We start from the raw sequence: 13,770 nt of genomic DNA on the forward strand, positions 1-13,770 counted from the left end.
CCGGCTACCGGCGGGAGCCGGCGGCCAGGTCCTCCTCGATCCGCCGGGCGGTGGCCAGCAGGGGTGCCAGCAGTTCCCGGCGGATGGCGTCGAAGGTGCCGCGGCTGGCGTGGGCGGAGACGTTCACCGCGGCGATCACCGCGCCGTCCTCGCGATGGATCGGGGCGGCCAGGGACCGCAGCCCCTCCTCCAGTTCCTGGTCGACGATGGCGTACCCCTGGCCGGCGATCCGGTTCAGGGCGGTACGCAGCTTCGCCGGGTCGGTGATGGTGCGCCGGGTCAACTGGCGCAGCTGCGCGGTGGCCAGGTAGTGGTCCAGCCACTCGGTCGGCTGGGCGGCCAGCAGCACCCGCCCCATCGAGGTGGCGTACGCCGGGAACCGGGTGCCGACACTGATCCCGACCGTCATGATCCGTTTCGTCGGTACCCGGGCGACGTAGACCACCTCGTCGCCGTCCAGGACGGAGACCGAGCAGGACTCGTGTACCTCGGCGACCAGGGCCTCCATGTGGGGCTGGGCCACCTCCGGCAGGCTCAGACTGGACAGGTAGGCGTAGCCGAGGTCGAGGATGCGCGGGCGCAGGGCGAACAGCCGCCCGTCGGTGTGCATGTAACCCAACTCGACCAGGGTGAGCAGGAACCGGCGGGCGGCGGCCCGGGTCAGTCCGGTGGCCCGGGCCACCTCGCTGAGGGTGAGTTGCGGGTGTTCGGCGTCGAAGGCGCGGATCACGGCCAGGCCCCGTTCCAGGGACTGGACGAACTCCCCCGATCGCGCCGCGTCGGTCACTGGGCCTCCTGCCGCAGGGTTTCCTGAGCCACCTTGAACGCCCGGTTCGCGGCCGGCACGCCAGCGTAGACGCCCACCTGGAGCAGCACCTCGCCGACCTCCTGGGGGGTCAGTCCGTTACGCAACGCCGCCCGGACGTGCATCGCCAGTTCCTCGTCATGATGCAGGGTGGCGAGCACGGCCAGGGTGATGCAGCTTCGGGTACGCCGATCCAGACCCGGCCGGGTCCAGATCTCACCCCAGGCGTAGCGGGTGATCAGGTCCTGGAAGTCGGCCGTGAACTCGTCGGTGTTGGCGATCGCCCGGTCGACGTGCGCGTCACCGAGCACCTGCCGCCGTACGGCCATGCCGGCCTCGTGTCGCTGCTGGTCGTTCACGGGTTCCTCCCGCCCTCCGGCGTGAAGTGGGTGCCGAGCAGCCGGGCCACGACGGCGGGCTGTTCGACATTGGCCAGGTGGGCGGCATCGTCCAGGACGACCAGCCGGGCGGACGGGATCCGGGCGGCGAGGTCCGCGGCGTGCTCGGGTGGGGTGGCCGGGTCCTCGGCGGCGCCGATCACCAGGGTGGGTGCGCGTACCCCCGCCAGGTCGGCCCGCAGGTCCATCGCGGCGATGGCCTCGCAGCAGGCGGCGTAGCCGGCCGCCGGGGTGGCGGTCAGCATGGCCCGGTGGTCGGCGACCGTGTCGGGTCGGGCGGCGGCGAAGCCCGGGGTGAACCAGCGGGACACCACCGGGTCGACGATGTCGCCGAACCCGCCGGCCCGGACGGTCTCCGCCCGGGACCGCCACCCCTGCGCCGGGGGCAGGAAGGCCGAGGTGCAGAGCAGGGCCAGCCGGTCGATCCGGTCGGGGGCGTGCGCGGCCAACCACATCCCGACCATGCCGCCGAGGGAGAGCCCGGCATAGTGCGCGGAGACGACCCCCAGGTCGTCGAGCAGCTCCAGCACCGCCCGGCCGAGCAGGTCGATGGTGTACGGCCCGGGGGGCACCGGGGAACGGCCGTGACCCAGGTGGTCGTAGCGGACCACCCGGAACCGGGCCGCCAGCGCGGCCACCTGGGGTTGCCACATGGCACCGGTGGTGCCCAGGGAACTGCCCAGCAGCAGCACCGGCGCCTCGGGCGGCCCGTCGATGGTGGCGTGCAACCTCATCCGCTCCCCCCTTCATGGATCGCCAGGGCACGGTCCACGAGTTCGGCGGCGCAGCCGAGCCACCCGGCCGGGTTCAGCGCGGCGTCCAGGTCGGCCTCGGACAGGTGGGCGGTCACCTCCGGGTCGGCCAGCAGTGCCTCCCGGAAGCCGGTGCCGGTGGTGGCCCGGGCGACCACCTGGTGTGCGGTGGCCCGGCCCAGGGCCGGGGCCAGGCGGGTGGCGACGGCCTCGGCCAGCAGCAGGCCACCGGTGGCGTCCAGGTTGGCCCGCATCCGCTGCGGGTCCACCCGCAGGTCGGTCAGCATCCGGGCGGTACGGGCGGCCGCCCCACCGGCCAGGTGCACCAGGTCCAGCAGGGGTTCCCATTCGGCATGCCAGCCGCCGGTGGCCCGTTCGTGTTCCTGCCCGGCGGCGGCGAACAGGGTGCCCACGAGTCCGGGACCCCGCCGGGCGGCGGCGGCTACCAGCACGGAGTCGACCGGGTTGCGTTTGTGCGGCATGGCCGAGGAGCCGCCGCGTCCCGCCCCGCCCTCGGTCACCTCACCGATCTCGGTCTGGGCCAGCAGGCCGACATCCAGGGCGATCTTGCCGGTGGCCGCCAGTAGCCCGCCGAGGGCGGCGGCCAGGTCCAGCACGGGCTGTCGGCGGGTGTGCCAGGGCAGCGGGCTGGCCGCCAGGCCCAGGTGGGCGGCGAACCGGTCCGCCACCGCCAGGCCGGTCGACCCGTACCCGGCCAGGGTGCCCACCGCACCGCCGAGTTGCGCCGGCAGGGCGGCGCACGCCTGGGCCACCCGGTCCCGGGCCTGGTGCAGGCCGAGCAGCCAGCCGGCGGCCTTGAGTCCGAAGGTGGTCGGGGCGGCCTGCTGGCCGAGGGTGCGGGCCACCATGAGGGTGTCGCGGTGGGCCCGGGCCAGGTCGGCGGCGGCGCCTGCGGCGGTGTCGACCTGACCCAGCAGGGGTACGGCGGCCCGGGTCACCACCAGGGCCAGGGCGCTGTCGAGGATGTCCTGGCTGGTCGCGCCGTGGTGCACCCAGGGGCGGGCCGAAGGCGACACGGCCTCGGTCAGCCGGCGGACCAGGGGGACCACCGGGTTGCCGGCGGCCTCGGCGGCCGCGCCGAGGGCCGCCGGGTCGTACCGGTCGGCCTGGCAGTGCCCAGCGATCTCCTCGGCGACCGGTACGGGCAGCAGACCGGCCTCGGCACCGGCTCGGGCCAGGGCGGCCTCGGCGTCCAGCAGGGCCTGCAACAGGTGCCGGTCGTCGAGTTCGGCGTCGACCTCGACCGCGCCGGACAGCCCGCGCAGCAGGGCCTCAGACGGCGAAGAAGACGGTCTCATGCTCTCCCTGCAAGCGGATGTCGAACCGGTAGCCGTCCGGGGCCGGCCGGGCCACGAGGGTGTCGCGGCGGGCGGCCTCGACCGTACGCAGCACCGGGTCGGTGGCGTTGGCCGACTCGTCCGGGAAGTAGATCCGGGTGACCAGGCGGTGCAGCAGCCCTCGGCCGAACACCGACAGGTTCAGGTGCGGGGCCTCGATCTCGCCCTCGGGGGTGGGCAGGGGTCCGGGCCGTACGGTGTGCAGGGCGTAGCAGCCCTCGGCGTCGGTGTCGGCCCGGCCGAAGCCCCGGAAGCCGGGCAGGGTGGACGCTCGGGGACCGCGCGGGTCGTCGGGGTGGTCGAAGTGCCCGTCCGGGTCGGCCTGCCAACTCTCCACCATCGCGTCGACCACCGGGGCGCCGGTGCCGTCGACGATCCGGCCCCGGATCCAGCAGGCACCCGGGGTGCCCTCGGGCACCACGTATGGGCCGTCGGGCCAGCTCAGGCCGATGTGCAGGTACGGCCCGACGGTCTGGGCGGGGGTTACTCCCCGGCGGTCACTCATCGTCGTCCTCGTCCTCGAAGGGGGTGGCCTCCCGGCCCCGCAGCACGATGTCGAACCGGTAGGCCAGGGCCCACTCCGGTCGGGTGGCGGTGTGGTCGTAGTGGGCCACCATCCGCTCCCGGGCCTGCGGGTCACGCACCGAGTTGAAGATGGGGTCCTGGGAGAACAGCGGGTCGCCCGGGAAGTACATCTGGGTCACCAGGCGCTGGGTGAAGGCCCGGCCGAACAGCGAGAAGTGGATGTGTGCCGGCCGCCAGGCGTTGTCGTGGTTGCGCCAGGGGTACGCCCCGGGCTGCACGGTGACGAACTCGTACCGTCCCTGGTCGTCGGTGAGGGCCCGCCCGACCCCGGTGAAGTGGGGGTCCAGGGGGGCCGGCCAGTTGTCGACGGCGTGCCGGTAGCGGCCGGCGGCGTTGGCCTGCCAGATCTCCACCAGGGTGTGCGGTACGGCCCGGCCGTCGCCGTCGAGGACTCGGCCGTGCACGATGATCCGCTGCCCCTGGGGCTCGCCGTCGTGCTGCCGGGTCAGGTCGTGGTCGAGTTCGCCGAGGCGACCCTCGCCGAGCAGCGGGCCGGTGATCTCGGTGAGCCGCTGCGGCAGGTAGATCAACGGCTGGCTTGGGGCCCGGCTGACGGTGGACTTGTAGCCGGGGCTGAGCAGCGGGGGGTGGGCCTCGACGTCGTCGCGCCGGTAGTCGGGCAGCAGCAGCGCCGGGGTGGTCTCGTTCATGGGTGTCCCTTCCGGGGGCCGGCGCATCAGTGCGGGGCCTTCTTGGTCGCTTCCAGGGCGCGCAGCACGGTGAGTTCCGCCGCGGTGGGCGGCTCGCCGACGGTCACCTCCTCGGCGACGGCCAACGGCCAGCCGGTCGCCGCCCGGACCTGGTCGACCGTGACACCGGGATGCAACCGGGTGAGGGTGAGTTCGCAGGTCACCGGGTCGGCGGTCAGCACACCCAGGTCGGTGATGACGGTCTTCGGGCCGCCGCCGCGCAGGCCCAGCCGTTCCCGGTCGCTCGGACCGGTGCCGTAGCCGACCGAGGTGACGAAGTCGACCCGGTCGATGAAGGTACGCAGGCTCTGCCGGACGATGACCACCACCTCGCCGCAGGAGGCGGCGATCTCCGGAGCGCCACCGGCACCGGGCAGGCGTACCTTCGGGTCGGTGTAGTCGCCGCCGATGACGGTGGTGTTGATGTTGCCGTACCGGTCGAGTTGGGCGGCGCCGAGGAAACCCACGTCGATGCGGCCGGGTTGCAACCAGTAGTTGAAGACCTCCGGCACGGAGACCACCGCGTCGGCGGTGTCGGCGAGCACCCCGTCGCCGATGGACAGCGGCAGCCGGTCGGGCTTGGCGCCCAGGCAGCCCGACTCGTAGATGAGCACGAGGTTCGGGGCGTGGGTGACCCGGGCCAGGTTGGCCGCCGTGCTGGGCAGGCCGATGCCGACGAAGCAGGCGGTGCCGTCGCGCAACTGGCGGGCGGCGGCCACGGTCATCATCTCGTCGGCGGTGTAGTCGGGGCTCACGCCGGTACCTCCGCATCGAGCACGTGCCGGGCGATCCACTCCTGGAAGCCGGCCCGCTCCCGGCTGATCGCGTCCCAGGCCAGGTAGAAGTCGTTGTCCCGGACCGAATAACCCTGGGTGTACGAGGGGTGGGCTCCGCCGGGCACGTGTGCCACCGCGGTGACCGCCCAGCCGGGCAGGATCACCTGCCCGGGTACCGGCTCCAGGTCGTCGACGATCTCCTCGACGGTGACCAGCGACCGCCGGGCGGCCAGGACGGCCTCCTTCTGCACCCCGGTGATGCCCCACATCTGCACGTTGCCGGCCCGGTCGGCGCGTTGGGCGTGCACCACTGTCACATCCGGTCGCAGGGCGGCCACCGCGGTCAGGGTCTCCCCGGTGAAGGGGCATTCGATCGGGCGGATGTTGGCCGTGTGTCGGGGCAGGTCGGTGCCGGTGTAGCCGCGCAGCACCGCGAAGGGCAGGCCGCTGGCACCGGCGACGTACCGGTTGGCCATCCCGGCGTGGCTGTGTTCCTCCAACTCCAGCGGCACCGGCCAGGAGTTCTGCACGGCGTCGCGGAACCGGTGCAGGGAACCGACCCCGGGGTTACCGCCCCAGGAGAAGACCAGCCGACGGGCGCAGCCGGCCCCGATCAACTGGTCGTAGATGACGTCCGGGGTCATCCGGACCAGGGTCAGGTCGCGTCGCCGCTGCCGGATGATCTCGTGGCCGGCGGCGAAGGGGATGAGGTGGGTGAATCCCTCCAGGGCCACCATGTCCCCGTCGCGGATCAGGTCCGCCACCCCCTCGGCCAGCGAGACGAGCTTCGCCATCAGCTTCCGCCCTCGTTGAGGTCCAGGCCCGCCGCCGAGTGTTCGGCATGCGGACTCGCGTACACATCTCGAACGTAGTGGCCCGGGCCGAGGTCCGTCAACGCGCCGGACAACGGTGCGCGGATGCCCGCCGGCGTAACGTTGACTAAGCCGAGGGCACGTGCCATGTTCTGCAAGAGAACAACCGTTCGGCTTCCGAACAGCTCCGGGAGGCAGCTATGGCGGGCGGCAGCCGCTCCCCCGGCGCCTCGGTGACCTCACGGGTGCTGGCCGTGCTCGGCGCCTTCGACGCCACCCATCCGGCGTTGACCCTCAGCGACATCGCCCGGCGTAGCGGCCTACCGCTGGCCACCACCCACCGGCTGGTCGCCGAACTGGTCAGCGGCCGGGCCCTGTCGCGCGCCGCCGACGGCAGCTACCGCATCGGGGTACGGCTGTGGGAGATCGGGCTGCTCTCCCCGCTGCACGGCCAACTCCGCGAGGTGGCCCTGCCCTACCTGCAGGAGCTGTACACCACCGTGCAGGAGAACGTGCACCTGGCGGTCCGGGACGGCGACGAGGCCCTGTACGTGGAGAAGGTCACCGGCCATCGGGCGGTGCCGACCGTCTCCCGGGCCGGGGGCCGCCTGCCGCTGCACGCCACCGGGGTCGGCAAGGCCCTGCTGGCGTACGCCCCGCCGGAGGTGATCGCCGCCCACCTGCGGGGGCCGTTGCGCCGCTGTACCCCGTACACCATCACCGAGCCGGGTCGGCTGGCTCGGGAGCTGGCAGGTGTCCGCGAACGCGGCTGGGCGCGGACCCATGAGGAGATGACCCTGGGTTCCTGCTCGGTCGCGGTCGCGGTGCGGGGGCCCGACGGCACGGCCCTGGCCGCCATCGGGGTGGTCGGGCACAGCCTCGGTGGGGGGCCGCAGCGGCTGGTCCCGGCGCTGCGGACGGCGGCCGACCAGGTGGCGGCCCGGTTGGCCGACGAGCCGCCCGCGACACAGCGCACCACCGCCTGACCGGCGTAGGGCCGCGGGCTCGCGCACCGGCGGTCGGAGCCGCAACGGCGAAGATCAGCCTTCCACTGGGCGGAAACCGACAGCGGCGGCCCGGGTCGGCAGCGGGCAGGCTGAGGGCGGTGGGAGACGGCGACGAGGTCGCCGACGATCAAGGAGGCACGGATGCGTACCCAGGTCGGCATCGTCGGAGCGGGACCGGCCGGTCTCATGCTGTCGCACCTGCTGCACCGGCGCGGCATCTCCTCGGTGGTGCTGGAGAGCCGCAGCCGGGAGTACGTGGAACACCGGGTCCGCGCCGGGGTGCTCGAACAGGGCTCGGTCGACCTGCTGCGCGCCACCGACCTGGGGGCCCGGCTGGACCGGGAGGGTCTGCGGCACGAGGGCATCGAACTGCGTTTCGCCGGGGAGTCCCACCGGGTGGCGATGACCGACCTGACCGGCCGGGCGATCACCGTGTACGGGCAGCAGGAGGTGGTCAAGGACCTGATCGCCGCCCGGCTGGCCGCCGGGGGCACGATCCTGTTCTCCGCCGAGGCGACCGGCCTGTCCGGCCTGGATTCGCCCGCGCCGGTGGTGCACTACCGGCACGAGGGGCGCGAGGAGGAACTGCACTGCGAGTTCGTGGTCGGCTGCGACGGCTTCCGCGGGGTCAGCCGGGCGGCCGTGCCGGAGGGGGTGCTGCACACCTACGAGCGCACCTACCCCTTCGCCTGGCTGGGCGTCCTCGCCGCCGCCGCACCCGCGGTCGAGGAACTCATCTACGCCCACCACGAACGGGGCTTCGCCCTCTACAGCATGCGGTCACCGCAGATCTCCCGGCTGTACCTCCAGGTCCCGGCGGACGAGGACATCGCCGACTGGCCGGACGAGCGGATCTGGGCCGAGCTGCGGACCCGGCTGGAGACCGTGCCGGGCTGGACCCTCAACGAGGGGCCGATCCTGGAAAAGGCGATCACCCCGCTGCGCAGCTTCGTGGTCGAGCCGATGCAGTGGCAACGGCTGTACCTCGCCGGGGACGCCGTGCACATCGTGCCCCCCACCGGCGCCAAGGGGATGAACCTGGCCCTGGCCGACGTGGCGCTGCTCGGGGACGCCTTCGCCGCCTGGTACGCCGAGGGTCGCACCGACCTGCTGGACGACTACTCGCGTACCGCCCTGCGCCGGGTCTGGCGGGCCCAGCAGTTCTCCTGGTGGATGACCTCGATGCTGCACCGCCTCAACGCCGACGACCCGTACGAGGCGAAACTCCAGGAGGCCAACCTGCGCTACCTGACCACCTCCCCCGCGTACGCCACCAGCCTGGCCGAGAACTACGTCGGGCTGGCGGAGGTGTGACGGCCGGTCAGCCGACGACCGGGCTGCGCCGTTCCAGCAGCACCACGTCGCGCCAGCGGCCGTGGTGGCGGGCCACCCGCTCACGGACCCCGACGACCCGGAAGCCGGCCCGACGGTGCAGGGCCAGGCTGGCGGTGTTCTCCGGGAAGACCGCGGATTGGATCGTCCAGATGCCGGCCGCCTCGGTCGAGGCGATCAGCCCGTCGAGCAGCAGCCGGGCCACTCCCCGCCCCTGTGCCGCCGGGTCCACGTAGACGGAGTGTTCCACCACCCCGGCGTACACCTGCCGGGTAGAGGTGGGTGACACCGCGATCCAGCCGAGCAGGGTGCCGCCGGAGTCGACCGCCACCAGGCGGTGGGCCGGCAGCCGCCCGGCGTCGAAGGCGGCCCAACTGGGGGCAAGGGTCTCGAAGCTGGCCTGTCCACCGTCCAGCCCCGCCTGGTAGATCGCCAGCACCCGGTCGGCGTCGGCGGCCGTCATCGGCCGCAGCACCACCTCGGCCATCGGCCTCACCCCGTTCGCCCCGTACCTGCTCAGGGGCGGTTTTCGGCACCCCGGCCCGCCGAAGATCGCGCGCCGGGGCCCACCGTACTCCGACATTCCGCCGGGTCGACCGCCGGCCCGCTCCAGAGGGCTTCTCCGGAGCGGACCGGTCGGGGTCAGTGGTTGGTGAGGTGGTCCTGCACCGCGTCGGCCGCTCCGGTGACACCACCGTTGGCCCGTACCTCGGCGCAGACCTGGGCCAGGCGGTCCCGCACGGAGGCATCGGCGGCTACCGCGTCGACCGCCGCCCGCAGGGTCTCGGGGGTGACCTCCTCGGCGGGCAGCAGCCGACCCAGGCCGGCGTCGACCAGCTGTTGCGCGTTGGCGAACTGGTCGACCGCCTGCGGGACCGCGACCGTGGGCACCCCGAACCAGAGGGCCTCCGTGCAGCCCCCCATGCCGGCGTGGGTGACGAAGGCCGAGGCGTGGGCCAGCACCACCAGCTGCGGCACCCGGCGATGCACCTCGACATTGCCGGGCAGTGGCCCCAGGTCCGCCGGGTCCACCTTGTCCCCCAGGGCGATCACCACCTGCCACGGCGAGTCGGCGAACCCCTCCAGGCAGGCCCGGTAGACCGGCAACTGGTCGTTGTACGCCGTACCGAAGGAGACCAGCAGGACCGGCCGCCCGTCGGCCGGTGGGGTCCACCCCGGCTCGGCTAGCCGGGCCGGGTCCAGACACGGGCCGACGAACCGGACCGTGTCCGGGACCCGGTCGGCGTTCGGTTGCATCACCCGGGGAATGAGCGACAGCACCCGCTCGGGGAACGTGACGAAGGTACGCGAATCCGCGGGGATGCCGTGCTCGGCCAGCCAGGCGTCGAAGGTGGCGTAGTAGTCCCGCCCGGAGTCCGAGGAGGTCAGCGCGGTGAAGAAGTCCGCCATGTCCTGCTGGTAGCCGGTCCAGGCGACCATCGTCGGTGACAGTTGCACCGCCGGCACCCCGTACCGGTGGCCCAGCAGTGGGCCGGGCAGCCCGCCGATGTCGTAGAGCACCAGGTCCGGCCGGTCCGTGTCGTAGCGGGCGGTCAGTCGGGGCAGCACCGCCATGCCCTCGTCGAGGAACACCCGCATGGCCGTGGCCGGGTCCTCCGGCCACGGGGTGTCGCCTTGGGGCAGGATCGTCGGGTGGGCGATCGGCTCGGCCCCGGTAGAGGCGACCAGGTCGGTCAGGGGTTCGCCGACCGCGTAGGTCACCCGGTGACCCCGGTCGACCAGTTCGCGGATCAGCGCCAAGGAGGGGTAGATGTGGCTGGGCGCGGTGGCGCCGACCATGGCGATATGAGCTGGCTTACGCATTGGAAAAAGGTCCTGTCGAGTCGGAGAGACGGTGTCATCCGAGGGAGGCGACGCGGACCGGGCCCGGGCCACTCGCCGGGGCGAGGGCGTCGTCGGGCCGAGGAAGGCGCCGGTCGAGGCACGACCGGCGTCAGGCGTCGCCTCAGGCGGAACGCAGGCGCATGAATGCGATGATCATGAGTACGACCGTAGTGGCACCGGGCCGGGTCGGTCAACCCGGTTGACGCCGGCGGGTCTTGTCGGCCGGGCACCGGCGGCGGTACCTTCCGGCGATAGGCACCGACTCCTGTGCCGCCACCCCGACCGGTCGGCACCTGCTCTGGTATCGGCGGCCCGCCGTGGACTGGCAGTCCCAGGCCCTGCCGATCGGCAACGGTCGCCTCGGTGCCATGATCTTCGGCCGGCCCGACCACGAGCGGATCCAGTTCAACGAGCAGAGCCTGTGGGGCGGGGTAGCGGACTACGACAACGCCCTGGCCGGGCAGCCCGACGAGGTCTTCGACCCGAGCATGACCGGGTTCGGCTGCTACCTGGCCTTCGGCGACCTGCACCTGCGCTTCCACCCCCAGCCGGACATCGGCTACCGCCGGGATCTGGACCTGGAATCCGGCCTGCACACCACCCGCTTCGGCGCACCCGGTCAGAGGGTGCGGCGGGAGGCCTTCGCCAGTCGCGGCGCCGACCTGCTGGTCCTGCACTACACCGCCGAGCGGCCCGGGGCCCTGGACTGCGACATCACGCTGACCAGCGCCCAGGAGGCACCCACGACCGCCCACGCCGGGACCATCGCCTTTCGCGGTGTGCTGGGCAACGGGCTGCGGTACGCCGCCGCCGTCCGGGTGGCGGCCACCGACGGGCAGGTCACCGCCGAGGGCCACCACCTGCGGGTACGCTCGGCCACCCGGTTGACCCTGCTGCTGGACGCCCGTACGGACTACCGGCTGGACGCCGCCGCGCGGTGGCGGGGGGCAGATCCGGAGCCGGTGGTACGCGCCACCCTGGACCGGGCCGCCGGGCAACCTCATGCCGTGCTCCGCGCGGCCCATGTGGCGCAGGCCCGGTCGACAGCCGACCGGGTACGGGTGCACTGGGGGGCCAGCCCCGACGAGGTCACCGCCCTGCCGACGGACCAGCGGCTGGCCCGCTACCGGGCGGGCGACGCCGACCCCGAACTGGAGCAGACCATGTTCGTGTTCGGCCGGTACCTGCTGCACAGCTCCTCCCGACCCGGCGGGCTGCCCGCCAATCTGCAAGGGCTGTGGAACGACAGCAATCAGCCGGCCTGGGCGGCGGACTACCACACCAACATCAATGTCCAGATGAACTACTGGTGTGCCGAGACCACCGACCTGGGCGACAGCCACCGGGCGCTCGTGGAGTTCATCCGGCAGGTGGCCGTACCCAGCCGGGTGGCCACCCGCAACGCCTTCGGCGCCCGGACCCGGGGCTGGACGGCCCGCACCAGCCAGAGCATCTTCGGTGGCAACTCATGGGAGTGGAACACCGTGGCCAGCGCCTGGTACGCCCAGCACCTCTACGAGCACTGGGCCTTCAACCAGGACCTCGGATACCTGCGGGACACCGCCTATCCGCTGATCAAGGAGATCTGCGGCTTCTGGACCGACCGGCTGGTCGACGACGGCACCGGCCACCTCCTCGCCCCGCAAGGATGGTCGCCGGAGCACGGCCCCCGTGAGGACGGGGTGCCGTACGACCACCAGATCATCTGGGACCTGTTCCAGAACTACCTGGACTGCGCCGCCGCCCTGGAGGTCGACGCCGAGTTCCAGGCCACGGTCGCCGACCGGCAGGCCCGGCTGGCACCGCACCAGATCGGGCGGTGGGGTCAGCTTCAGGAGTGGCGGGCGGACCGCGACGACCCGCACGACCGGCACCGCCACACCTCCCACCTGTTCGGGGTGTACCCGGGCCGCCAGATCACCCCCGCCGGTACCCCGGAACTCGCCGCCGCGGCCCTGGTGTCCCTGCGGGCCCGCTGCGGCCGAAGCGACGGCGGCCCGGTCAGCGACGACACCGTCACCGGCGACAGCCGCCGGTCCTGGACCTGGCCCTGGCGGGCGGCGATCTTCGCCCGGCTGGGCCAGGCGCAGCCGGCCTGGTCCATGCTCCGGGGTCTGCTGCGGCACAACACCCTGGACAACCTGCTCTGCACCCACCCCCCGATGCAGGTCGACGGCAACCTGGGCATCACCGCGGCGATCGCGGAGATGCTGCTGCAGAGCCACGAGGGCGTCATCCACCTGCTGCCCGCCCTGCCGCCGCACTGGGCCGACGGCAGCTTCGCGGGGCTGCGGGCCCGGGGCGGCTACCGGGTCGACTGTGTGTGGCGGGCCGGTCGGGTCACCGACTTCACGATCACCGCCGATCGCACCCGGCGCCGGGCCCCGGTGCGTGTTTGCATCGAGGGCCGGGAACTGCTCGTCGAGCCGCGCTGACCGGCTCAGGAGGAGAGCAGACCCTCGGCCACCAGGTCTACCCAGAGGGCGTCCGGCACCGGCCTGGTGAGCAGGTCGGCGTTGCGTCTCACCTGCTCGGCACTCGTGGCCCCGACGACCAGAGTGGCCACCGCCGGATGCCGGGCCACGAAGGCCATCGCCGCCTGCGGCAGGCTCACCCCGTGCCGTCGGCAGGTCGCGGCGATGCGTACCGCCCGGTTGTGGATCGGCGGCGGCACCGGACGGTAGTCGTACATCCGGCCGGGTTGTTCGGTGGCCAGCACCCCGCTGTTGAAGACCCCGGCGGCGAGCACGGACACCCCCCGTTCCTCGCAGGCCGGCAGCAGATGGTCCTGCGCGGACTGGTCCAGCAGGGTGTACCGCCCGGCCAGCATGACGGTGTCGATGTCGGTCTCCCGGACGAACCGGTGCAGCATCCGCCACTGGTTCATTCCGACGCCGATGGCACCCACCACCCCCTGGGCCCGCAGCTCGTGCAACGCCGGGTACGCCTGCTCGACCGCCTGCCGCCAGTGCTCATCCGGGTCGTGCAGCAGCACCACATCGATATGGTCCAGGCCCAGCCGGTCCAGACTGGACTCCAGAGACCGGCGCACCCCCTCGGCGCTGAAGTCCCACTGCCGGACATGGTCGGCCGGGACGTCGAAGCCGCCCTCCTCATCGCGCAGGTGGGCGGTCTGTGGCGAGGGCACCAGCAACCGACCGACCTTCGTGGACACCGTGTACCCGGCACGGGGCCGGTCGGCCAGGGCGGCTCCCAGCCGACGTTCGGCCAGGCCGAGGCCGTAGTGCGGGGCGGTGTCGAAGTAGCGGACGCCCACCTGCCAGGCCGCCTCCACGGTGCGGAGGGCGGTCTCCTCGTCCACGGCCCGGTACAGGTTGCCGATCCCGGAGGACCCGAAGCCGAGCTGACTGACCGTTACCTGCGTACTGCCCAGCCGCCTCATGAGGTCTC

14 protein-coding genes are annotated in these 13,770 nt (G+C 72.9%); 3 read left to right on the forward strand and 11 right to left on the reverse strand.

Annotation, left to right across the window (positions count from 1 at the left end):
- Nucleotides 1-4: 4 nt before the first annotated feature.
- Genes ACGFIK_RS12425 through ACGFIK_RS12460 form a run of 8 tightly spaced genes read right to left on the reverse strand, consistent with a single transcriptional unit; the run spans nt 5 to nt 6,157 of the window.
- Nucleotides 5-787: an IclR family transcriptional regulator gene (locus ACGFIK_RS12425; protein ID WP_327026113.1), complete on the reverse strand. Its 783-nt coding sequence runs from the start codon at nt 785-787 to the stop codon at nt 5-7.
- Nucleotides 784-1,164 (reverse strand): 4-carboxymuconolactone decarboxylase, encoded by a 381-nt coding sequence (gene pcaC, locus ACGFIK_RS12430; RefSeq protein ID WP_327026114.1) that lies wholly within the window; start codon nt 1,162-1,164, stop codon nt 784-786. Before pcaC ends, ACGFIK_RS12425 begins: the two co-directional genes overlap by 4 nt.
- Nucleotides 1,161-1,937 (reverse strand): 3-oxoadipate enol-lactonase, encoded by a 777-nt coding sequence (pcaD, locus tag ACGFIK_RS12435; RefSeq protein WP_393339198.1) that lies wholly within the window; start codon nt 1,935-1,937, stop codon nt 1,161-1,163. The genes pcaC and pcaD overlap by 4 nt, the downstream gene beginning before the upstream one ends.
- The gene (gene pcaB, locus ACGFIK_RS12440) at nt 1,934-3,274 is read right to left on the reverse strand and encodes a 3-carboxy-cis,cis-muconate cycloisomerase (protein ID WP_393339201.1); all 1,341 of its coding nucleotides are present in this window, start codon (nt 3,272-3,274) and stop codon (nt 1,934-1,936) included. Before pcaB ends, pcaD begins: the two co-directional genes overlap by 4 nt.
- Nucleotides 3,249-3,818, reverse strand: coding sequence for a protocatechuate 3,4-dioxygenase subunit alpha (gene pcaG, locus ACGFIK_RS12445; RefSeq protein WP_393339203.1), 570 nt, complete (start codon nt 3,816-3,818; stop codon nt 3,249-3,251). The genes pcaB and pcaG overlap by 26 nt, the downstream gene beginning before the upstream one ends.
- Complete coding sequence (gene pcaH / locus ACGFIK_RS12450) at nt 3,811-4,548, reverse strand: protocatechuate 3,4-dioxygenase subunit beta (protein WP_393339205.1); 738 nt, start codon at nt 4,546-4,548, stop codon at nt 3,811-3,813. The genes pcaG and pcaH overlap by 8 nt, the downstream gene beginning before the upstream one ends.
- Nucleotides 4,549-4,574: 26 nt before the next feature.
- Nucleotides 4,575-5,315 (reverse strand): CoA-transferase subunit beta, encoded by a 741-nt coding sequence (locus ACGFIK_RS12455; RefSeq protein WP_393339474.1) that lies wholly within the window; start codon nt 5,313-5,315, stop codon nt 4,575-4,577.
- Between the two features lie 23 nt (nt 5,316-5,338).
- Entirely contained in the window at nt 5,339-6,157 is an 819-nt protein-coding gene (locus tag ACGFIK_RS12460) for a CoA transferase subunit A (protein ID WP_393339207.1), read from the reverse strand.
- A 218-nt stretch (nt 6,158-6,375) separates the two neighbouring features.
- On the opposite strand from ACGFIK_RS12460, the gene ACGFIK_RS12465 reads away from it, so the two are divergent.
- Entirely contained in the window at nt 6,376-7,161 is a 786-nt protein-coding gene (locus tag ACGFIK_RS12465; protein ID WP_393339211.1) for an IclR family transcriptional regulator, read from the forward strand.
- A gap of 162 nt (nt 7,162-7,323) precedes the next feature.
- Nucleotides 7,324-8,496 carry a 4-hydroxybenzoate 3-monooxygenase gene (locus ACGFIK_RS12470; RefSeq protein WP_393339214.1) on the forward strand — a complete coding sequence of 391 codons (1,173 nt, stop codon included), beginning with the start codon at nt 7,324-7,326 and terminating at the stop codon, nt 8,494-8,496.
- Between the two features lie 7 nt (nt 8,497-8,503).
- On the opposite strand, the gene ACGFIK_RS12475 is transcribed toward ACGFIK_RS12470, so the two are convergent.
- Nucleotides 8,504-9,001: an N-acetyltransferase family protein gene (locus ACGFIK_RS12475; RefSeq protein WP_327026123.1), complete on the reverse strand. Its 498-nt coding sequence runs from the start codon at nt 8,999-9,001 to the stop codon at nt 8,504-8,506.
- Nucleotides 9,002-9,156: 155 nt separating this feature from the next.
- On the reverse strand, nt 9,157-10,338 hold the full coding sequence (locus ACGFIK_RS12480) for a macrolide family glycosyltransferase (RefSeq protein WP_327026124.1): 1,182 nt from the start codon (nt 10,336-10,338) through the stop codon (nt 9,157-9,159).
- A 236-nt stretch (nt 10,339-10,574) separates the two neighbouring features.
- Here ACGFIK_RS12480 and ACGFIK_RS12485 point away from each other — a divergent pair, with 236 nt between their 5' ends.
- Nucleotides 10,575-12,794, forward strand: coding sequence for a glycoside hydrolase N-terminal domain-containing protein (locus ACGFIK_RS12485; protein WP_393339217.1), 2,220 nt, complete (start codon nt 10,575-10,577; stop codon nt 12,792-12,794).
- Between the two features lie 5 nt (nt 12,795-12,799).
- Here ACGFIK_RS12485 and ACGFIK_RS12490 read toward each other — a convergent pair whose 3' ends face one another.
- Nucleotides 12,800-13,762, reverse strand: a complete 963-nt coding sequence (locus ACGFIK_RS12490; protein WP_327026126.1) for an aldo/keto reductase — start codon at nt 13,760-13,762, stop codon at nt 12,800-12,802.
- Between the last annotated feature and the right edge of the window lie 8 nt (nt 13,763-13,770).

It is taken from the genome of Micromonospora sp. NPDC048871, assembly GCF_043198155.1.
In the GTDB taxonomy this organism is placed as follows: domain Bacteria; phylum Actinomycetota; class Actinomycetes; order Mycobacteriales; family Micromonosporaceae; genus Micromonospora.

What these genes read in the sequence shown, in the direction of transcription:
- pcaD (WP_393339198.1), bottom strand. Translation starts at nt 1,937, where the DNA reads ATGAGGTTGCACGCCACCATCGACGGGCCGCCCGAGGCGCCGGTGCTG.
- pcaB (WP_393339201.1), bottom strand. Translation starts at nt 3,274, where the DNA reads ATGAGACCGTCTTCTTCGCCGTCTGAGGCCCTGCTGCGCGGGCTGTCC.
- pcaG (WP_393339203.1), bottom strand. Translation starts at nt 3,818, where the DNA reads ATGAGTGACCGCCGGGGAGTAACCCCCGCCCAGACCGTCGGGCCGTAC.
- pcaH (WP_393339205.1), bottom strand. Translation starts at nt 4,548, where the DNA reads ATGAACGAGACCACCCCGGCGCTGCTGCTGCCCGACTACCGGCGCGAC.
- ACGFIK_RS12455 (WP_393339474.1), bottom strand. Translation starts at nt 5,315, where the DNA reads ATGATGACCGTGGCCGCCGCCCGCCAGTTGCGCGACGGCACCGCCTGC.
- ACGFIK_RS12460 (WP_393339207.1), bottom strand. Translation starts at nt 6,157, where the DNA reads ATGGCGAAGCTCGTCTCGCTGGCCGAGGGGGTGGCGGACCTGATCCGC.
- ACGFIK_RS12465 (WP_393339211.1), top strand. Translation starts at nt 6,376, where the DNA reads ATGGCGGGCGGCAGCCGCTCCCCCGGCGCCTCGGTGACCTCACGGGTG.
- ACGFIK_RS12470 (WP_393339214.1), top strand. Translation starts at nt 7,324, where the DNA reads ATGCGTACCCAGGTCGGCATCGTCGGAGCGGGACCGGCCGGTCTCATG.
- ACGFIK_RS12475 (WP_327026123.1), bottom strand. Translation starts at nt 9,001, where the DNA reads ATGGCCGAGGTGGTGCTGCGGCCGATGACGGCCGCCGACGCCGACCGG.
- ACGFIK_RS12480 (WP_327026124.1), bottom strand. Translation starts at nt 10,338, where the DNA reads ATGCGTAAGCCAGCTCATATCGCCATGGTCGGCGCCACCGCGCCCAGC.
- ACGFIK_RS12490 (WP_327026126.1), bottom strand. Translation starts at nt 13,762, where the DNA reads ATGAGGCGGCTGGGCAGTACGCAGGTAACGGTCAGTCAGCTCGGCTTC.